The organism is Streptomyces sp. MGP-P1 (assembly GCF_057766565.1).
Window position 1 is genome coordinate 2256728 of sequence record NZ_JBYMEM010000007.1, and the last position, 14368, is coordinate 2271095.

Sequence of the window (14368 nt, forward strand, 5' to 3'; positions counted from 1 at the left end):
GAGTACTGCTTCGGCGTGGAAAACGGGAACGGGTTGATTGTGTCGGGCACGTTGTTGGGTGTCTGAGGGTACGGGCTCGTTTGAGTCTGTCCTTCGGTTGCCGGCCCCAGTGAACTCGCCTGTATGGGTGGGGTGATGGGTGGCTGGTCGTTGTTTGAGAACTGCACAGTGGACGCGAGCATCTGTGGCCAAGTTTTTAAGGGCGCACGGTGGATGCCTTGGCACCAGGAACCGATGAAGGACGTGGGAGGCCACGATAGTCCCCGGGGAGCTGTCAACCAAGCTTTGATCCGGGGGTTTCCGAATGGGGAAACCCGGCAGTCGTCATGGGCTGTCACCCGCTGCTGAACACATAGGCAGTGTGGAGGGAACGAGGGGAAGTGAAACATCTCAGTACCCTCAGGAAGAGAAAACAACCGTGATTCCGGGAGTAGTGGCGAGCGAAACTGGATGAGGCCAAACCGTATGCGTGTGATACCCGGCAGGGGTTGCGCATGCGGGGTTGTGGGATCTCTCTTTCATAGTCTGCCGGCTGTGAGACGAGTCAGAAACCGTTGATGTAGGCGAAGGACATGCGAAAGGTCCGGCGTAGAGGGTAAGACCCCCGTAGCTGAAACATCAACGGCTCGTTTGAGAGACACCCAAGTAGCACGGGGCCCGAGAAATCCCGTGTGAATCTGGCGGGACCACCCGCTAAGCCTAAATATTCCCTGGTGACCGATAGCGGATAGTACCGTGAGGGAATGGTGAAAAGTACCGCGGGAGCGGAGTGAAATAGTACCTGAAACCGTGTGCCTACAAGCCGTGGGAGCGTCGCTGTATGTGCTTGCACATGCAGTCGTGACTGCGTGCCTTTTGAAGAATGAGCCTGCGAGTTAGCGGTGTGTAGCGAGGTTAACCCGTGTGGGGAAGCCGTAGCGAAAGCGAGTCCGAATAGGGCGATTGAGTTGCACGCTCTAGACCCGAAGCGGAGTGATCTAGCCATGGGCAGGTTGAAGCGGAGGTAAGACTTCGTGGAGGACCGAACCCACCAGGGTTGAAAACCTGGGGGATGACCTGTGGTTAGGGGTGAAAGGCCAATCAAACTCCGTGATAGCTGGTTCTCCCCGAAATGCATTTAGGTGCAGCGTCGTGTGTTTCTTGCCGGAGGTAGAGCACTGGATAGGCGATGGGCCCTACCGGGTTACTGACCTTAGCCAAACTCCGAATGCCGGTAAGTGAGAGCGCGGCAGTGAGACTGTGGGGGATAAGCTCCATGGTCGAGAGGGAAACAGCCCAGAGCATCGACTAAGGCCCCTAAGCGTACGCTAAGTGGGAAAGGATGTGGAGTCGCAGAGACAACCAGGAGGTTGGCTTAGAAGCAGCCACCCTTGAAAGAGTGCGTAATAGCTCACTGGTCAAGTGATTCCGCGCCGACAATGTAGCGGGGCTCAAGCGTACCGCCGAAGTCGTGTCATTCATACACATAGGGCCAACGCCCGTATGGATGGGTAGGGGAGCGTCGTGTGCCGGGTGAAGCAGCCGCGGAAGCGAGTTGTGGACGGTTCACGAGTGAGAATGCAGGCATGAGTAGCGATACACACGTGAGAAACGTGTGCGCCGATTGACTAAGGGTTCCTGGGTCAAGCTGATCTGCCCAGGGTAAGTCGGGACCTAAGGCGAGGCCGACAGGCGTAGTCGATGGACAACCGGTTGATATTCCGGTACCCGCTTTGAAACGCCCAGTACTGAATCAGGCGATGCTAAGTCCGTGAAGCCGGCCCGATCTCTTCGGAGTTGAGGGTAGTGGTGGAGCCGATGAACCAGACTTGTAGTAGGTAAGCGATGGGGTGACGCAGGAAGGTAGTCCAGCCCGGGCGGTGGTTGTCCCGGGGTAAGGGTGTAGCCCGTGTGGTAGGTAAATCCGTCACACATATAAGGGTGAGACCTGATGCCGAGCCGATTGTGGTGAAGTGGATGATCCTATGCTGTCGAGAAAAGCCTCTAGCGAGTTTCATGGCGGCCCGTACCCTAAACCGACTCAGGTGGTCAGGTAGAGAATACCGAGGCGTTCGGGTGAACTATGGTTAAGGAACTCGGCAAAATGCCCCCGTAACTTCGGGAGAAGGGGGGCCATCACTGGTGATAGCACTTGCTGCTTGAGCTGGGGGTGGCCGCAGAGACCAGCGAGAAGCGACTGTTTACTAAAAACACAGGTCCGTGCGAAGCCGTAAGGCGATGTATACGGACTGACGCCTGCCCGGTGCTGGAACGTTAAGGGGACCGGTTAGCTGCCTTTCGGGGTGGCGAAGCTGAGAACTTAAGCGCCAGTAAACGGCGGTGGTAACTATAACCATCCTAAGGTAGCGAAATTCCTTGTCGGGTAAGTTCCGACCTGCACGAATGGCGTAACGACTTCTCGACTGTCTCAACCATAGGCCCGGTGAAATTGCACTACGAGTAAAGATGCTCGTTTCGCGCAGCAGGACGGAAAGACCCCGGGACCTTTACTATAGTTTGATATTGGTGTTCGGTTCGGCTTGTGTAGGATAGGTGGGAGACTTTGAAGCGGCCACGCCAGTGGTTGTGGAGTCGTCGTTGAAATACCACTCTGGTCGTGCTGGATGTCTAACCTGGGTCCGTGATCCGGATCAGGGACAGTGTCTGATGGGTAGTTTAACTGGGGCGGTTGCCTCCTAAAGAGTAACGGAGGCGCCCAAAGGTTCCCTCAGCCTGGTTGGCAATCAGGTGTTGAGTGTAAGTGCACAAGGGAGCTTGACTGTGAGACCGACGGGTCGAGCAGGGACGAAAGTCGGGACTAGTGATCCGGCAGTGGCTTGTGGAAGCGCTGTCGCTCAACGGATAAAAGGTACCCCGGGGATAACAGGCTGATCTTCCCCAAGAGTCCATATCGACGGGATGGTTTGGCACCTCGATGTCGGCTCGTCGCATCCTGGGGCTGGAGTCGGTCCCAAGGGTTGGGCTGTTCGCCCATTAAAGCGGTACGCGAGCTGGGTTTAGAACGTCGTGAGACAGTTCGGTCCCTATCCGCTGCGCGCGCAGGAATATTGAGAAGGGCTGTCCCTAGTACGAGAGGACCGGGACGGACGAACCTCTGGTGTGCCAGTTGTCCTGCCAAGGGCATGGCTGGTTGGCTACGTTCGGAAAGGATAACCGCTGAAAGCATCTAAGCGGGAAGCCTGCTTCGAGATGAGTATTCCCACCCTCTTGAAGGGTTAAGGCTCCCAGTAGACGACTGGGTTGATAGGCCAGATGTGGAAGCCCGGCAACGGGTGGAGCTGACTGGTACTAATAGGCCGAGGGCTTGTCCTCAGTTGCTCGCGTCCACTGTGTTGGTTCTGAAATAACGAACGGCCGTGTTTTCATCCGGTGTTGGTTAATTTCATAGTGTTTCGGTGGTCATTGCGTTAGGGAAACGCCCGGTTACATTCCGAACCCGGAAGCTAAGCCTTTCAGCGCCGATGGTACTGCAGGGGGGACCCTGTGGGAGAGTAGGACGCCGCCGAACAATTTTTCCGGGAAAGCCCCGCACCTTTTGGTGCGGGGCTTTTCTGCGTTCCAGGACCTAGGGCGTGCCTTGTTCGACCTCCACCCCCGTGCACTGGGCGGGGGAAGCTGAGGGTAGGGTCAGGGGGCATCATTGGCACATTCTTCACAGGAGGCCCCCGGGTGGAGGTCCAGGAGACTCGGGTCCAGACGGACCGGGTCCTCACCATCCCCAACATCCTCAGCATGGCTCGCCTCGTCGGGGTACCGCTCTTCCTGTGGCTGATTCTTCGCCCCGTGTTCGGAGGGCCCAACAGCGACAACTGGGCGCTCCTGGTGCTGATGCTCAGCGGCATCAGCGACTACCTCGACGGGAAGCTGGCCCGCAAGTGGAACCAGATCAGCCGCCTCGGCCGGCTCCTGGACCCGGCGGCCGACCGTCTCTACATCCTCTCCACCCTTGTCGGCCTCACCTGGCGTGAGATCCTGCCGCTGTGGGTCACCGCGGCGCTTCTCGCCCGGGAACTGATGCTCCTGGTGATGGTGGCCATCCTGCGACGCCACGGGTATCCGCCTCCGCAGGTCAACTTTCTCGGAAAAGCTGCAACCTTCAACCTGATGTACGCGTTCCCCTTGTTGCTGCTCAGCGACGGGAGTGGTTGGCTGGCCACACTGGCCGCCGTTTTCGGATGGGCGTTCGCAGGATGGGGTACAACGCTCTACTGGTGGGCAGGAATCCTCTATGTGGTTCAGGTCCGCCGGATCGTGAAGGCGGACGCAGTAGCCGATTGAGCTCGTTGAAGCGGTGCCGCGCAGTGTGGCCGGCCCGCGGCAGATGTCAAAGATGCCCCGACGGGCGAACTCGGCCGACCGTCGTCTCTTCTAGGAGGACGTTTCCGACATGAAGGCCGTCGTGATGGCTGGCGGCGAAGGCACACGCCTTCGCCCCATGACCTCGAGCATGCCCAAGCCGCTCCTGCCCGTGGCCAACAGGCCGATCATGGAGCACGTCCTGCGGCTACTCAAGCGGCATGGGCTCAGCGAAACCGTAGTGACCGTCCAGTTCCTCGCCTCCCTCGTCAAGAATTATTTCGGGGACGGCGAAGAGCTCGGGATGGAGCTCACCTATGCCAACGAGGAGAAGCCACTCGGCACCGCGGGCAGCGTGAAGAACGCGGAAGAGGCGTTGAAGGACGACACCTTCCTCGTCATTTCCGGTGACGCGCTCACCGACTTCGACCTCACCGACCTCATCGCGTTCCACAAGGAGAAGGGCGGGCTCGTCACGGTCTGCCTGACCAGGGTTCCCAATCCCCTGGAATTCGGGATCACCATCGTGGACGAGAACGGCCAGGTCGAACGGTTCCTGGAGAAGCCGACCTGGGGACAGGTCTTCTCGGACACCGTGAACACGGGCATCTACGTCATGGAGCCCGAAGTATTCGACTACGTCCAGGCCGACACCTCGGTCGACTGGTCCGGTGACGTCTTCCCTCAGCTGATGAAGGAGGGCAAGCCCATCTACGGCTATATCGCCGAGGGCTACTGGGAAGACGTGGGCACCCACGAAAGCTATGTGAAGGCCCAGGCGGACGTCCTGGAGCGCAAGGTCGACGTGGAGCTCGACGGCTTCGAGATCTCGCCCGGCGTGTGGGTCGCCGAAGGGGCCGAGGTCCACCCCGACGCCGTGCTGCGCGGACCGCTGTACATCGGCGACTACGCCAAGGTCGAGGCGGACGTCGAGATCCGCGAACACACGGTCGTGGGGTCGAACGTCGTCGTCAAGACGGGCGCCTTCCTCCACAGGGCCGTGGTGCACGACAACGTCTACATCGGACAGCACAGCAACCTCCGGGGCTGCGTGGTCGGCAAGAACACCGACATCATGCGCGCGGCCCGGATCGAGGACGGGGCCGTCATCGGGGACGAATGCCTGGTCGGCGAGGAGTCGATCATCCAGGGCAACGTCCGGGTGTACCCGTTCAAGACGATCGAGGCCGGCGCGTTCGTCAACACCTCGGTGATCTGGGAGTCCCGAGGGCAGGCGCACCTCTTCGGGGCGCGCGGGGTCTCCGGAATCCTCAACGTCGAGATCACCCCCGAACTCGCCGTACGGCTGGCCGGCGCCTACGCCACGACCCTCAAGAAGGGGTCGACGGTCACGACCGCACGTGACCACTCCCGAGGCGCCCGCGCCCTCAAGCGGGCCGTCATCTCGGCCCTCCAGGCCAGCGCCATCGACGTCCGGGACCTGGAGAACGTCCCCCTGCCCGTGGCGCGTCAGCAGACCGCCCGGGGCAGCGCCGGCGGCATCATGATCCGTACGTCGCCCGGGGTGCCCGACTCGGTGGACATCATGTTCATCGACGAGCGGGGCGCGGACCTCTCGCAGGCGCAGCAGCGCAAGCTCGACCGGGTCTACGCACGCCAGGAGTACCGCAGGGCCTTCCCCGGCGAGATCGGGGACCTGCACTTCCCGTCCAGCGTGTTCGACTCGTACACCGGGTCCCTCCTGCGGAACGTCGACGTCACCGGCATCGCGGACTCCGGACTCAAGGTCGTCGTCGACGCCTCCAACGGCAGCGCCGGGCTCGTCCTGCCCAGCCTGCTCGGGCGGCTCGGCGTGGACGCGCTGACGATCAACCCCGGCCTCGACGAGGCGCGGCCCACCGAGTCGGCCGACACCCGGCGGGCCGGTCTCGTGCGGCTCGGGGAGATCGTGTCCTCCGCACGGGCGGCCTTCGGAGTGCGGTTCGACCCGGTGGGCGAGAGGCTCTCCCTCGTCGACGAACTGGGCCGGATCATCGAGGACGACAGGGCCCTGCTGGTCCTCCTGGATCTCGTCGCCGCCGAGCGGCGCAGCGGTCGTGTCGCCCTGCCCGTGACGACCACGCGCGTCGCCGAGCAGGTGGCGGCCTACCACGGCACCCAGGTGGAGTGGACGACCACCTCGCCCGACGATCTGACCCGGGTGGGCCGTGAAGAGGACACCATCTTCGGAGGAGACGGGCGCGGCGGGTTCATCGTTCCCGAATTCAGCAGCGTGTTCGACGGGAGCGCCGCCTTCGTCCGGCTTATCGGGCTCGTCGCGCGCACCCAGCTCACGCTGAGCCAGATCGACGCCCGGATTCCCCGGGCGCATGTCCTGCGCCGCGACCTGGCGACCCCGTGGGCCGTCAAGGGGCTCGTCATGCGCCGGGTCGTCGAAGCGGCCGGGAACCGCAGCGTGGACACCACGGACGGGGTCCGTGTGGTCGAGGCGGACGGCCGGTGGATCATGGTCCTGCCCGACCGGGCGGAGGCCGTCACCCATCTGTGGGCCGAAGGCCCGGACGACGCCTCGGCCCAGGCACTGCTCGACGAGTGGGCCGCGGTGGTGGACAGCGCCGGGGACTGACGCGCCTGCGGTGCGCCGCGACGCCCCGGGCAGGGGGTCGCGGCGCACCGGTGGGGCCATTCGGCGGCAGCCGCGATGACGTGCGACGATGTGCGGCATGTCGCAGCAGTCCCCCGATCGGAGCACCGCCCCACCGCCCGCACGCCCCGACGCCTCCATGTCGCTGCTGAACAACGTGATGGACCACAGCCTCGACGACGGGTACGCGGAGGCCTCCGCACGGCGCAGGGCCGACGGGAGCGCCGGCCTGCCCCGTACGCTCAAGTCGAAGCTCGGCCTGGCCGCCGGACTGGTGGTGGCCGCCCTGGTGGTCACCCTCGGCGCCGCCGAGGCGCGGATCTCCGCGCCGGTCGTGGCCAAGGAGCGCGAGGAGCTGATCGACCGCATCGACGCGGAGACAGAGGCCGCGGACACGTTGGAGTCCGACGTCGACGCGCTCCGCCGCGATGTGAGCGAACGTCAGCGCAAGGCGCTCGAGCAGCACGGTGGGGACCAGGGGCAGCTGGTGGCGCTGTTGGCCGGAGCGACGCCGGTCGAGGGCCCCGGCGTGAAACTGGTCGTCGATGACGCGAAGGACACTGACCAGGGCGGTGGCGGCCCCCGCGAGTCGACGGGCTTCGCCGACACCGGGCGGATGCGCGACCGGGACATGCAGCGGGTCGTCAACGGCCTGTGGGAATCCGGGGCCGAGGCGATCGCCATCAACGGGCAAAGGCTGACGGCCCTGTCGGCCATCCGGGCCGCCGGCGACGCCATACTGGTCGACAACAGACCGCTCGTACCGCCGTACACGGTGCTCGCGGTGGGGGACGGCAAGAAGCTCGCGACCGCCTTCCAGGACAGCGCCGACGGCCAGTACCTTCAGGCGCTCAAGGAGAGCTTCGACATCCGCACCAGCATCTCCGACCAGGCGGAGGTGCGGCTTCCGGCCGCGCCGAGCCTGATCGTCCGCACAGCAGAGCCGAAGGCCGCCGGCAGTGGTGCGGCAGACACAGGGAAGGGCACATCGTGATCGCCGTACTGGGCCTCGTCGTGGGAGTCGTGGTCGGACTGTTGGTCCGGCCCGAGGTGCCGGCGGTGGTCGAGCCCTATCTGCCGATCGCGGTGGTCGCCGCGCTCGACGCCGTCTTCGGCGGTCTGCGGGCCATGCTCGACGGCATCTTCGTCGACAAGGTCTTCGTGGTCTCCTTCCTCTCGAACGTCGTGGTGGCCGCGCTGATCGTCTTCCTCGGCGACAAACTGGGTGTCGGCGCCCAACTCTCCACCGGTGTGGTGGTCGTGCTGGGCATTCGGATCTTCTCCAACGCCGCCGCGATCCGCCGACACGTCTTCCGGGCTTGAGGCCGATGAACAACGACGAGAATCCCCGCAGCGAACAGCCCAAGAGCGGCGCGTCCGCCGCCCCCGACCCTCCCGTGCCGCCGCCGGCCACGGAGGTGTCCGGACGGCAGAGGCTCAAGGCGGGGCTGTGGCCGCCGCGGTTGAGCCGGGCCCAACTGATCGTCGCCCTGCTGCTGTTCGGGCTCGGGCTGGGGCTCGCCATCCAGGTACGGTCCACCAGCGACGACAGTGCGCTGCGTGGAGCCCGGCAGGAGGACCTGGTCCGCATCCTCGACGAGGTCGACGACCGGACCCAGCGTCTGGAGGACGAGAAACAGCGTCTGGACGATCAGCGCACCGAGCTGGAGAACAGCTCCGACCAGGCCGAGGAGGCCCGGAAGCAGACGCTGGAGAAGGAACGCCAGCTCGGTATCCTCGCGGGCACCGCGGCGGCGCAGGGCCCCGGCATCACGCTGACGATCACCGACCCCTCGGGGGCGGTCGCGCCCGACATGCTGCTCGACGCCATTCAGGAACTGCGGGCGGCGGGGGCCGAGGCGATCCAGGTCAACGGGGTGCGGGTGGTGGCCAACACCTATTTCTCCGGTGACGCCGGGAACGTCCAGGTGGACGGCAAGGGGATTGAGGCGCCGTACGAGTTCACGGTGATCGGAAAACCTCAGGATCTGGAGCCCGCCCTCAACATTCCCGGCGGAGTGGTCCAGACGCTGGAGAAGGAGCAGGCCACCGTGCTCGTGGAGCGGTCCGACGACATCGTCGTCGACGCCTTGCGACCGGCGCAGCGGCCTGACTACGCTCGGTCGTCATCCCCGTGAGCCGGGCGAGCGTGGGGGCCGGTGGAGCGGGTCGGACGGTTGCGGGGGGTCGGCGCACCGGATTGGTGGTGCGTGGTGGAAACTGTCGGGTGGATACGGACGTTGTGAAGATGTCCGGGTCGGCAGGTGTGTTCAATCAGGGTTCGTCCTGCCCCACGGGCGGGTCTATGTCGGTCAAGGGGAATCGCCCGTGAAGTTGTTTGCGAAGTTGTTCGGGAAGAGTGCACGCGAGGACAGCAACAGTGCTGCCCGCCACCGCGCGCCGCGCCACGGTCAGGGCGAGGAGCAGGAGGCGGAGCGTCCGCTCTTCCGCGACGAGGTGTCCGGCGCCCCGGGGGGTGACGGCGTGTCGTCTGTTGACCCTGCCGGTGCCGGACGCATAGGTTTCGGCGCACCATCAGCCTCGAGTACGGGTGGAGGGTTCACCCCGGAGGGCTCGTCGATGCCGGTCTGCACGAGGTGCGGTCACCGCAACGCGGAGGCCAGCAGGTTCTGCTCCAACTGCGGCGCGCCGCTGCGGGGCGGTGTTCCCGAGCGCCCCTCGGAGACGACGTCAACCATCTCCATCTCCGGCCTCGAGGCTTACGAGGCGGAGGCGACGGGGCAGACCGCTCTGCCCTCGCTCTCCCCGGAGGCCCAGGCCGCGGTCGACGCGCTGCCCGGAGGCTCGGCGCTGCTGGTCGTGCGGAGGGGCCCGAACTCCGGGAGCCGCTTCCTGCTCGACAGCGACCTGACCACGGCCGGCCGTCACCCGCAGAGCGACATCTTTCTCGATGACGTGACCGTGTCGCGGCGTCATGTGGAGTTCCGCAGGAGCCCGGACGGTAGCTTCACCGTGGGTGATGTCGGCAGCCTCAACGGCACCTACGTCAACCGTGAGCGCATCGATTCGGTCCAGCTGTCCAACGGCGACGAAGTCCAGATCGGAAAGTACCGCCTGGTCTTCTATGCGAGCCCGCGGGGCGTGTGACCAGCCCCCGGACTCCGTCCGGGGGGACCCCGAGGAAGGCCCATGCTGCGAACACCGACGGGCGGTGCCGGACACGGCACCGCCACCGCGGAAGCGCGCCCGATGAGCATCGGTACGGTGCTCATCCAGCTGCGCGACGAGTTTCCCGAAGTCACCATCTCCAAGATCCGGTTCCTGGAGGCGGAGGGGCTCGTCGAGCCGCAGCGCACTCCTTCCGGATACCGGAAGTTCGCCCCGCGTGATGTGGAGCGCCTGGCCCAGGTGCTCCGCATGCAGCGGGACCACTACCTGCCGCTGAAGGTCATCCGGGAGCACCTGGACGCCCTGGCCCGCGGGGAGCAGCCCGTGCTGCCCTCGCCCGGCGAGCGGCGGGACCTGGCCGACGGGGTGTGGGAGACCGGTCCCGGGACGGCGACCGCCGCCCGGGTCGGACGGGCCGAGCTGCTCGCGGCGGCCGAGGTCGACGAGGACCGGCTGGCCGAGTGGGAGTCCTACGGGCTGATCGTCCCCGCACCCGGGGGCGGCTACGACGCCGAGATGGTGACCGTCGCCAAGCTGGTGGCGGACCTGGGGCGTTTCGGCCTGGAACCGCGTCATCTTCGGGCCATGCGGGCCTCCGCCGACCGGGAGGCGGGGCTGGTGGAGCAGCTGGTCGCGCCCTTGCGCCGACACCGTAATCCCCAGACCAGGGCCCATGCCGAGGCCACCGCGAACGAGCTCGCCGAGCTGTCCGTACGGCTGCACGCGGCCCTCGTGCAGAGCGCTCTGCGCAGCCGTCTGCACTGACCTCGGCGGAGCCCGACTACCCAAACATGGCGAGCACGTCCTAGGGTTGCTGTGTGAACGAGCTCGACGTTGTCGGTGTCCGGGTGGAAATGCCCTCCAACCAACCGATCGTTCTCCTGCGTGAAGTGGGAGGCGACCGGTACCTCCCCATTTGGATCGGTCCTGGGGAGGCGACTGCGATTGCCTTCGCCCAGCAGGGCATGGCTCCCGCCAGGCCGCTGACCCATGACCTGTTCAAGGATGTGCTCGAGGCCTTGGGCCAGGAGCTCACCGAGGTCCGCATCACGGACCTCCGCGAAGGGGTCTTCTACGCGGAGCTCGTCTTCGCCAGCGGAGTGGAGGTGAGCGCCCGGCCCTCCGACGCCATAGCGCTCGCCCTGCGGACCGGCACGCCGATCTACGGCAGTGACGGCGTGCTGGACGATGCGGGCATCGCGATCCCCGACGAGCAGGAGGACGAGGTGGAGAAGTTCCGCGAGTTCCTCGATCAGATCTCTCCGGAGGACTTCGGTACGAACAGTCAGTGACCGTCCCGCAGGGGTGCTGTCAGCGCATCCGACAAGCCTTTCCCGGAAACGAGACACGGGAAACCACCCTCAGGGTGATTATCACTCGGCGTGCCGAGTGTGGCGATCGTTGACGCACCCCGAGTGACTGCCTACCTTCGAGTGGGCAGGTCAAGGACGGAGGTCGGCGTGAGAAGCAGCGGCGACGGTACGGCGGCGGGTGGGCCGTATCCGCAGCACGGCAGTGGAGCCGACCACGCCATCAGGCAGCCGGTTCAACCGGCAGCGGTGGCAGCGGGCGGCGTGGCAGCGGCGAGCGATGCCGTCGACATCGGCTATCGCGGACCGACGGCGTGCGCGGCGGCGGGGATCACCTACCGCCAGTTGGACTACTGGGCCCGTACGGGACTGGTCGAGCCCAGTGTGCGCCCGGCCTACGGGTCGGGGACCCAGCGTCTCTACAGTTTCCGGGACGTGGTTCTCCTCAAGATCGTCAAGCGCTTCCTGGACACCGGGGTCGCTCTGCAGAACATCCGCACCACGGTTCAGCACCTGCGGGCCCGCGGTTTCCAGGATCTCGGGCGCATGACGCTGATGAGCGACGGGGCCACGGTCTACGAGTGCTCCTCGCCCGACGAGGTCGTCAGCCTGCTCCAGGGCGGGCAGGGGATCTTCGGGATCGCCGTCGGCGTCGTCTGGCGGGACGTGGACGCGGCGCTCTCGCAGCTGCACGGCGAGCGGGTCGACACCGGTGAGACGCTCGTCGGCCACAACCCCGCCGACGAGCTGGCGCGGCGGCGCAACCGCGCCGTCTGAGCACCCCGGAAGCGCAGCACGGCGGGCAGCACGCAGAGGACGACGGGACGGTCCGGCACCCATGGGGTGCCGGACCGTCCCGTTGTCAGTGCCGTAGGGCAGCATCGAGGGTGTGAGACCCGCGCCCACCATCCTTCACCTGGACATGGACGCCTTCTACGCGTCGGCGGAGCAGGCGGCCAAGCCGAGTCTGCGCGGCAAGGCGGTCGTGGTGGGCGGCCTCGGACCGCGCGGAGTGGTCGCCACCGCCTCGTACGAGGCCCGGCGCCTGGGCGTGCACTCGGCGATGCCCACCGCACAGGCCCGGCGGCTCGCGCCGAACGCCGCCTACCTGGTGCCGCGCTTCTCGCTGTACCGGACGGTGAGCGACCAGGTGATGGAGCTCCTGGGGCGGCTGTCGCCCCTGGTGGAGCCGCTCAGCCTGGACGAGGCCTTCGTGGACCTGGAGGCCGGCGGGACGGCCGACGACGCGGCGTCGGCCCGTGCGACGGGCGAGGGGTTGCGGACGGCGATCCGCGCGGTGACCGGCCTCAGTGGATCCGTCGGGCTGGCCGGTTCCAAGATGCTCGCCAAGATCGCATCCGAGGAGGCCAAGCCCGACGGGCTGCTGCTCATCGAGCCGGGCACCGAGCGTGAGCTGCTCGCTCCCATGTCGGTGCGCATCCTGCCGGGGGTAGGACCGGCCACCGGCGACCACCTCAGACGTGCCGGGATGACCACCGTCCACGATCTGGCCGAGGCGGGCGAGGCGGAGCTCGTACGGCTGGTCGGCAAGGCCCACGGCCACGGGCTCTACCGGATGGCGCTGGGGCTCGACGACCGGCCGGTGGTCGCCGAGCGGGACGCCAAGTCCGTATCGGTGGAGGACACCTTCGACGTGGACCTGCACGACCGGGTGCGGGTGCGGGCCGAAGTGGAGCGGCTGGCCGTCCGGTGCGTGGAGCGGCTGCGCGCCGCCGACCGGTCGGGCCGCACCGTGGTGCTGAAGGTGCGCCGCTACGACTTCTCCACCCTGACCCGCTCCGAGACGCTCAGAGGCCCCACGGACGACCCCACCGTGGTCCGTGAGGCGGCGGGGCGGCTGCTGGAGTCCGTCGACACCACGGGGGGCGTACGGCTGCTGGGGGTCGGCGTGACGGGGCTGGCCGACTACACCCAGGAGGACCTGTTCGCCCAGGCCGCAGACGCCCGGGAGCTCGCTCGGCGGGACCGGGAGGAGCACCGGGCGCCGGTGGGGGGCGACGAGGAGAACGTGGCGGCCGAGCCCGAACCGGACGGCGCGGAGCTGCTCGCCGCGCGGCGCTGGCCCGCCGGGCACGACGTGCACCACGAGGAGCACGGGCACGGCTGGGTGCAGGGGAGCGGTGTGGGCCGGGTCACCGTCCGGTTCGAGGAACCGTGGAGCGCACCCGGCCGGGTGCTGACGTTCCGCGTCGACGATCCGCTGCTGCGGCCCGCCGACCCGCTGCCGCTCGTCCGTGAAGCGGCCGACTACTCCTCCTGGCCCGCCAGCCTGCCGAAGTCGCGGTCGGGTGCCGACTCCGCCGGGGGCGGGGAGTCCAGCCCGTAATGGCGGTAGAGCTGCAGTTCCTGCTCGGGCGAGAGGTGCCGGCCGACGCCGAAGTCCGGCGCGCCCTTGATCAACGCGCGGTCGAAGGGGACGCGCAGCGCGTCCTCGACGAATTCGCTGGGCTCCAGGGGGACGAAGGCGTCCCTGCTGAACAGGCCGGTGCGGACGGCCGCCCACTCGGGCACGCCCGTCGCGTCGTCAAGATAGACCTCATCCACCGTTCCGATCTTGGCGCCCTTGCGATCGAATGCCTTGCGGCCGATCAGGCGGCGCGGATCGACATCGGTCTGCACGGTGCCTCCCACTGGTCGCAACTGCTCAGGGTGGACGCTGACGCTCCACCAGCACCACACAAGTGCAGATCCGTGGCGTCGGCCACTCGAGAACCCCGGCGCGATGGCCGCTGGTAGGCTGGCTGTGGCTGCTGACCCCGTGCGGGAGAGTCCTCCGGTGCAGAATCCGGAGGCGCCGAAGGAGCAACTCCTCCCCGGAATCTCTCAGGCCCCCGTACCGCACGGACGAGGTCACTCTGGAAAGCAGGGCGATTCCGTGCGGGCGCAGGCCCAGGCGGACTCGACCCTCACCGACGGTGAAAGTCGGCACGCCCCCGGGCGCGCCGGTGAAGCTCTCAGGTTGAGATGACAGAGGGGGAGGCCGTTCGGGCACCCGCGCCGTGGTGCC

11 protein-coding genes, 2 rRNA genes and 1 riboswitch are annotated in these 14368 nt (G+C 66.5%); of the genes, 12 read left to right on the forward strand and 1 reads right to left on the reverse strand.

Translation table 11 applies throughout. From position 1 onward, the window contains the following. Positions 1-186 precede the first annotated feature (186 nt). The 12 genes from AC3CH1_RS31660 to AC3CH1_RS31715 all read left to right on the forward strand — a co-directional run bounded on the left by AC3CH1_RS31660 (position 187) and on the right by AC3CH1_RS31715 (position 13687). Positions 187-3312, forward strand: a 23S ribosomal RNA gene (locus tag AC3CH1_RS31660). A 79-nt stretch (positions 3313-3391) separates the two neighbouring features. Continuing rightward, a 5S ribosomal RNA gene (gene rrf, locus AC3CH1_RS31665) occupies positions 3392-3508 on the forward strand. A gap of 161 nt (positions 3509-3669) precedes the next feature. Further along, positions 3670-4278: a cardiolipin synthase ClsA gene (clsA, locus tag AC3CH1_RS31670; RefSeq protein WP_488465996.1), complete on the forward strand. Its 609-nt coding sequence runs from the start codon at positions 3670-3672 to the stop codon at positions 4276-4278. A gap of 109 nt (positions 4279-4387) precedes the next feature. Beyond that, a complete protein-coding gene (locus AC3CH1_RS31675) occupies positions 4388-6883 on the forward strand; it encodes a sugar phosphate nucleotidyltransferase (RefSeq protein WP_488465997.1) in 2496 nt (831 codons plus the stop codon). Between the two features lie 97 nt (positions 6884-6980). Next, complete coding sequence (locus AC3CH1_RS31680) at positions 6981-7895, forward strand: DUF881 domain-containing protein (protein ID WP_488465998.1); 915 nt, start codon at positions 6981-6983, stop codon at positions 7893-7895. Continuing rightward, positions 7892-8224 (forward strand): small basic family protein, encoded by a 333-nt coding sequence (locus AC3CH1_RS31685; protein WP_003970459.1) that lies wholly within the window; start codon positions 7892-7894, stop codon positions 8222-8224. The genes AC3CH1_RS31680 and AC3CH1_RS31685 overlap by 4 nt, the downstream gene beginning before the upstream one ends. Positions 8225-8229: 5 nt before the next feature. Continuing rightward, positions 8230-9039, forward strand: a complete 810-nt coding sequence (locus AC3CH1_RS31690) for a DUF881 domain-containing protein (RefSeq protein WP_488465999.1) — start codon at positions 8230-8232, stop codon at positions 9037-9039. 190 nt (positions 9040-9229) lie between these two features. Next, positions 9230-10009, forward strand: coding sequence for an FHA domain-containing protein (locus AC3CH1_RS31695; RefSeq protein ID WP_078625830.1), 780 nt, complete (start codon positions 9230-9232; stop codon positions 10007-10009). Positions 10010-10051: 42 nt separating this feature from the next. Beyond that, positions 10052-10795 (forward strand): transcriptional regulator FtsR, encoded by a 744-nt coding sequence (ftsR, locus tag AC3CH1_RS31700; protein WP_488466000.1) that lies wholly within the window; start codon positions 10052-10054, stop codon positions 10793-10795. 53 nt (positions 10796-10848) lie between these two features. Next, positions 10849-11322, forward strand: a complete 474-nt coding sequence (locus tag AC3CH1_RS31705; protein WP_003970463.1) for a bifunctional nuclease family protein — start codon at positions 10849-10851, stop codon at positions 11320-11322. 168 nt (positions 11323-11490) lie between these two features. After that, on the forward strand, positions 11491-12117 hold the full coding sequence (locus tag AC3CH1_RS31710; RefSeq protein ID WP_488466001.1) for a MerR family transcriptional regulator: 627 nt from the start codon (positions 11491-11493) through the stop codon (positions 12115-12117). Positions 12118-12229: 112 nt separating this feature from the next. After that, entirely contained in the window at positions 12230-13687 is a 1458-nt protein-coding gene (locus AC3CH1_RS31715) for a DNA polymerase IV (RefSeq protein ID WP_488466002.1), read from the forward strand. Here the strand turns inward: AC3CH1_RS31715 and AC3CH1_RS31720 are convergent. Continuing rightward, positions 13609-13980 carry a PRC-barrel domain-containing protein gene (locus AC3CH1_RS31720; protein WP_488466003.1) on the reverse strand — a complete coding sequence of 124 codons (372 nt, stop codon included), beginning with the start codon at positions 13978-13980 and terminating at the stop codon, positions 13609-13611. The two genes, AC3CH1_RS31715 and AC3CH1_RS31720, sit on opposite strands and share 79 nt — an antisense overlap. Positions 13981-14112: 132 nt before the next feature. Beyond that, positions 14113-14210: riboswitch (glycine riboswitch) on the forward strand. The last annotated feature ends 158 nt before the right edge of the window (positions 14211-14368 follow it).

Bases quoted from the DNA above. Each gene is read 5' to 3' on its own strand.
- AC3CH1_RS31675 (WP_488465997.1), top strand. From the start codon at position 4,388: ATGAAGGCCGTCGTGATGGCTGGCGGCGAAGGCACACGCCTTCGCCCC.
- AC3CH1_RS31680 (WP_488465998.1), top strand. From the start codon at position 6,981: ATGTCGCAGCAGTCCCCCGATCGGAGCACCGCCCCACCGCCCGCACGC.
- AC3CH1_RS31690 (WP_488465999.1), top strand. From the start codon at position 8,230: ATGAACAACGACGAGAATCCCCGCAGCGAACAGCCCAAGAGCGGCGCG.
- ftsR (WP_488466000.1), top strand. From the start codon at position 10,052: ATGCTGCGAACACCGACGGGCGGTGCCGGACACGGCACCGCCACCGCG.